The organism is Elioraea sp. (assembly GCF_051860475.1).
Taxonomy (GTDB): Bacteria; Pseudomonadota; Alphaproteobacteria; order Acetobacterales; family Acetobacteraceae; genus Elioraea.
Genome location: NZ_JBHYDW010000214.1, coordinates 1 through 4954 on the forward strand (window position 1 = coordinate 1; position 4954 = coordinate 4954).

Annotated in this window: 6 protein-coding genes; 1 reads left to right on the plus strand and 5 read right to left on the minus strand. The window is 70.5% G+C overall.

What is annotated here, in order from left to right; translation table 11 throughout:
* Nucleotides 1-23: 23 nt before the first annotated feature.
* Complete coding sequence (locus ACTIFU_RS22340) at nucleotides 24-938, minus strand: Tim44 domain-containing protein (RefSeq protein ID WP_439580529.1); 915 nt, start codon at nucleotides 936-938, stop codon at nucleotides 24-26.
* 70 nt (nucleotides 939-1008) lie between these two features.
* Here ACTIFU_RS22340 and ACTIFU_RS22345 point away from each other — a divergent pair, with 70 nt between their 5' ends.
* Nucleotides 1009-1866, plus strand: coding sequence for an endonuclease/exonuclease/phosphatase family protein (locus tag ACTIFU_RS22345; protein ID WP_439580530.1), 858 nt, complete (start codon nucleotides 1009-1011; stop codon nucleotides 1864-1866).
* A gap of 10 nt (nucleotides 1867-1876) precedes the next feature.
* Here the strand turns inward: ACTIFU_RS22345 and urtE are convergent, their stop codons facing one another.
* The 4 genes from urtE to ACTIFU_RS22365 form a co-directional block, all read right to left on the minus strand.
* Entirely contained in the window at nucleotides 1877-2572 is a 696-nt protein-coding gene (gene urtE / locus ACTIFU_RS22350) for an urea ABC transporter ATP-binding subunit UrtE (protein ID WP_439580531.1), read from the minus strand.
* A gap of 3 nt (nucleotides 2573-2575) precedes the next feature.
* The gene (gene urtD, locus ACTIFU_RS22355) at nucleotides 2576-3322 is read right to left on the minus strand and encodes an urea ABC transporter ATP-binding protein UrtD (protein ID WP_439580532.1); all 747 of its coding nucleotides are present in this window, start codon (nucleotides 3320-3322) and stop codon (nucleotides 2576-2578) included.
* Nucleotides 3319-4437 carry an urea ABC transporter permease subunit UrtC gene (urtC, locus tag ACTIFU_RS22360; RefSeq protein WP_439580533.1) on the minus strand — a complete coding sequence of 373 codons (1119 nt, stop codon included), beginning with the start codon at nucleotides 4435-4437 and terminating at the stop codon, nucleotides 3319-3321. Before urtC ends, urtD begins: the two co-directional genes overlap by 4 nt.
* A partial coding sequence (locus tag ACTIFU_RS22365) for an ABC transporter permease subunit (protein ID WP_439580534.1) occupies nucleotides 4434-4954 on the minus strand: 521 nt, incomplete at its 5' end. The genes urtC and ACTIFU_RS22365, both read right to left, overlap by 4 nt.

Here is a 4954-nt window from a genome sequence, read left to right on the forward strand (position 1 = left end):
AAGGCTAGGTCCCCACGGCGCTGTCAGCCGATCTGCTGGATCGCGCTCAGCATCCACGGGCCGCCCTGCACCCGCACAAAGGTCCAGAGCTCCGTCACCGTCTCGTGCGGTGTCGTGCCCGGCAGGGCCGGCGGCGCGCCGGCCGGCACGTCCACATCCGTCAGGCTGAAGCGCATCGCCACCGTCGCGTAGTCGCGCACGCCCTCGCGCCAGGCCTCGCTGACATCGCCCTCCTCGAAGGCGAGACCGGAAACCCGGTTGCGCACGCCGCGCCGGGCGTCCTCTTCGAGCTGGTCGGTGACATAGCCGAGCATCTCCGGCGTCAGCATTCTTGCGAGTGTCGCCGTATCCGCCTCGCTCCACGCCGTCTGGATATCCTTCAGGGCCGTCTCGAAGGTGGCGAGATCCTCGTCGCCGAGCCGCAGCGGCAGGTGCCCGCCGCCGGCGAAGCCCGCACCACTGCGCGGCATCGGCCCACTGCCCAGATCCGGCACGGGGGTCCGCCCGGCCGCAGCCCCGGCCATCGCCGGCGCGGCGCGGAACAGCCGGAGCCCGAGCCAGATCAGCCCGCCGATCAGGGCGATCTGCAACAGCGCGCCGAGTACCCCACCGAGCCCGGCACCGAAAAAGCCCGAGCCCATCAGCAGCCCAATCAGCCCGCCGGCGAGCAGCCCGCCCATCAGTGCGCCGCCGAATCCCGGTCGCGCGGCGGTCGCCGGTGCCGCCGCGGCAGCAGCCGGCCGCGCCGGCTGGGTGATGCTGCGCTGCACCGGCTGCGCGGGCTGGGGCGCAACGCGGCTCGGCGGCGGCGGCGCATAGGTCTGTCCGCCGCGGCTGCCGAAACTTCCGCCGCGGCCGATCCGCGCCTCGGCGATCGCAGGTGCGAGCGCCAGGGTCAGGGTCGCGGCCAGGGCCGTGTAGAGGGCGAAGCGTCGCATATTGGACCTCCCGGGGGTCGTTCGCGCATGAAGATGGCCCTTCCCGCGCCCGGGCGCTAGCGTCGCGTGCATGCGCATCGCCGCTCTCCCGCTCGCTCTGCTGCTGGCGCTCCCCGCGGCCGCGCGCGAGATCAAGCTCTCGACCTGGAACATCGCCTGGCTGACCACCAGGCAGGCCGGCCACCCGGCCGTGCCGCGGACCGTGCACCGGCGCACGGACGCCGATCTCGCGCTGCTGCGGCGCTACGCCGCGCGGCTGGACGCGGACATCGTCGCGCTTCAGGAGGTGGACGGGCGGCTCGCGGCCGCGCGCGTGTTCGACGCCACCGCCTACGACTTCCACTTCACCAGCGAGACCGACGTCCAGCGTCCTGGCTTCGCGATCCGCCGCGGCATCCACTGGCGCGCGAACCCCGATCTGCTGGAGCTCGACCTGGTGCCGGATGCGCGCTTCAGCCTCCGGCGCGGCGCCGACATCACGGTGGAGATCGAGGAGCGCACCGTGCGCCTGCTGAACGTGCACCTGCGCGCGGGCTGCACCTGGGACAGCCTGACCGACTCCGAGCGGGCGCAGTGCGCGGATCTCGCGCGCCAGGCGCACCATATCGCCCGCTGGATCGCCGCGCGGCGCGCGGCCGCCGACGCCTTCATCGTGCTCGGCGACTTCAACCGGCGCATGGATGGCGACGACGACGACGTGTTCCAGGTTCTGTCCGGCGCGGCCCCGCTGACGCGCGCGACCGCGGGGTTTTCGAACCCGTGCTGGGGCGGGGCGGTGTTCATCGACCACATCCTGCTCGGCGGCGCGGCGCGCGACTGGCTGGTGCCGCGCAGCCTGCGCGTGATGGTCTATCGCGAGACCGACCGATCGTTCCGCGACCGGCTGTCGGATCACTGCCCCGTGAGCGTCACGCTCGACGTGAAGTAGCGACGCGCAATCAGACCGTCAGCAGCCGGCGCAGTTCCGTGGGATCGAGCGCATCGGGCCGGCCGCTCGCGGCCACCTCGCCGCGGTCCATCACCACCATCCGGTCGGCGAGTTCGGCGGTGAAGTCGAAATACTGCTCGACCAGCAGGATCGCCATCTGCCCTTGCGCGCGCAGATGCGCGATCACGCGGCCGATCTCCTTGATGATCGAGGGCTGGATGCCCTCGGTCGGCTCGTCGAGCACCAGCAGGCGCGGGCGGGTGACGAGGGCGCGCGCGATCGCGAGCTGCTGCTGCTGCCCACCCGACAGATCGCCGCCGCGCCGGCGCAGCATCGCCTTCAGCACCGGGAACAGCGCGAAGATCTCCTCCGGCACGCGCCGCTCGCCGCGCCTGAGCAGGAACAACCCGGTCTCGAGATTCTCCGCCACGGTCAGCAGCGGGAAGATGTCGCGGCCCTGCGGCACATAGGCGATGCCGCGGCGCGCGCGCTCATAGGCCGGCATCCCGTCGATCCGCGCGCCCTCCCAGGCGATCGAACCGGTGGCGATCGGATGCTGGCCGACGATCGCGCGCAGCAGGCTGGTCTTGCCGACACCGTTGCGCCCGAGCACGCAGGTGACCTCGCCGACCGCGGCTTGCAGCGAAACGCCGCGCAGCACCCGGGCAGCCCCGTAGGCGAGATCGATCCCCTGCACCGCCAGCATCTCTCAGCGCCCCAGATACACCTCGACCACGCGCGGATCGGCGCTGACATGGTCGATCGAGCCCTCGGCGAGTACCGCCCCCTCGTGCAGCACCGTCACCTTCACGCCGAGCGCGCGCACGAAGGCAATGTCGTGCTCGACCACCAGTACCGAGTGGTCGCGGTTGATCCGGCGCAGCAGATCGGCGGTCTCCTCGGTCTCGGCATCGGTCATGCCAGCAACCGGTTCGTCGAGCAGCAGCAGATCCGGTTCCTGCGCGAGCAGCATGCCGATCTCGAGCCACTGCTTCTGGCCGTGCGACAGCGCGCCGGCGCGGCGGTGGCGATGCTCGGCGAGATGCACGGTGTCGAGGATCGCCGCCAGACGCTCGCGCTCGGAGGCGGAAGCGCCGCCGCGCAGGCTCGCGCGCACGCGCCGGTCGCCGGCGAGTGCCAGCAGCAGGTTGTCGAACACGGTATGCGTCTCGAACACGGTCGGCTTCTGGAACTTGCGCCCGATGCCGAGCGCGGCGATCGCCGGCTCGTCGAGCCGCGTGAGATCGTGGCTGTCGCGGAACAGGGCGCGTCCGAAGTCAGGACGTGCGCGCCCCGTGATCACGTCCATCATGGTGGTCTTGCCAGCGCCGTTCGGACCGATCACTGCGCGCATCTCGCCGGGCTCGATGATCAGCGACAGGGCGTTCAACGCGCGGAATCCATCGAAGCTGACGGTGATGCCGTCGAGATAGAGCAGCGTCGCGGGCGCGCTCATGCAGGCCGCGGCGCCGGCGTGCCGGCATCCACCCGCACGAACTCGCGCGGCGGCGGCAACAGCCCGATCAGCCCACGCGGCAGGAGCAGCGTGACCAGGATGAACAGCCCGCCGAGCGCGAACAGCCACAGCTCGGGCAGCGCGGCGGTGAACAGCGTCTTGCCGAGATTGACCGCGACCGCGCCGAGCACCGCGCCCGCAAGCGTGCCGCGCCCGCCGACCGCGACCCAGATCACCGCCTCGATCGAGTTGGTGGGGGCGAACTCGCTCGGGTTGATGATGCCGACCTGCGGCACGTAGAGCGCGCCGGCGATGCCGGCGAGCACGGCCGAGAGCACGAGTGCGGCGAGCTTGTATGCCTCCGGCCGGTAGCCGAGGAAGCGCACGCGGCTCTCGGCGTCACGCACGGCGACGAGGACAAGGCCGAATCGGGTCGCAAGCAGCGCGCGCACCAGGATCAGCCCGGCCGCGACCGCGATCGCGGAGGCCGCCATCAGCGTCACGCGCATGCCATCCGAGCGCAACGGGAAGCCGAGAAGGTCGCGGAAATCCGTGAGCCCGTTGTTCCCGCCGAAGCCCATGTCATTGCGGAAGAACGCGAGCATGGTCGCAAAGGTCAGCGCCTGGGTGATGATCGAGAGATAGACGCCGGTGACACGCGCGCGGAAGGCGAGGAAACCGAAGCCGAAGGCGAGGAGCCCGGGCACCAGCGCCACCATCAGCATCGCGACCGGGAACAGGTCGAAGCCGCGCCAGTACCAGGGCAGCTCGGTCCAGGAGAGGAACACCATGAAGTCGGGCAGCACCGGATGCGCATAGACCCCGCGCGGCCCGATCAGCCGCATCATGTGCATGCCCATCGCGTAGCCGCCGAGACCGAAGAACACGCCGTGGCCGAGGCTCAGGATGCCGCCATAGCCCCAAACGAGATCGATCGAGAGAGCCAGCAGCGCGTAGGTGAGATACTTGCCGGCCAAGCCGACAACGTGCGTCGGCACGTGCAGCCTGTCGCCGGGCGCGAAGGCGAGATTGCCGATCCCGACCACGACCGCAGCGGCGAGCACCAGCACGACGGCGACGGCGATCAGGCGATCGTTGCCGATCGCACGCATCATGCCTCAGCCGCCCTGCCCTTGAGCGGAAAGAGGCCGCGCGGCTTGCGCTGGATGAACAGCACGATCCCGATCAGCACGACGATCTTGCCGAGCACCGCGCCCGCGAAGGGTTCGAGCAGCTTGTTGACCACGCCGAGCGTCAGCGCACCGACCAGTGTGCCCCAGAGATTGCCGACACCGCCGAACACCACCACCAGGAAACTGTCGATGATGTAGGACTGGCCGAGATTGGGGCTGACATTGTCGATCTGGCTCAGCGCGACGCCGGCGAGGCCGGCGACACCCGAGCCGAGCGCGAAGGTCGCGGCGTCGACGAGCGGCGTGCGGATGCCCATGCTCGCTGCCATGCGCCGGTTCTGCGTCACGGCACGCATCGCGAGCCCGAGCGCCGTGCAGCGCAGAATCAGCACGAGCCCCGCGAACACCAGCGCGGCAAAGACGATGATCCAGAGCCGATTCCAGGTGATCGAGAGGCCGAGAAGCTCGGTCGATCCGCTCATCCACGAGGGATTGGAGA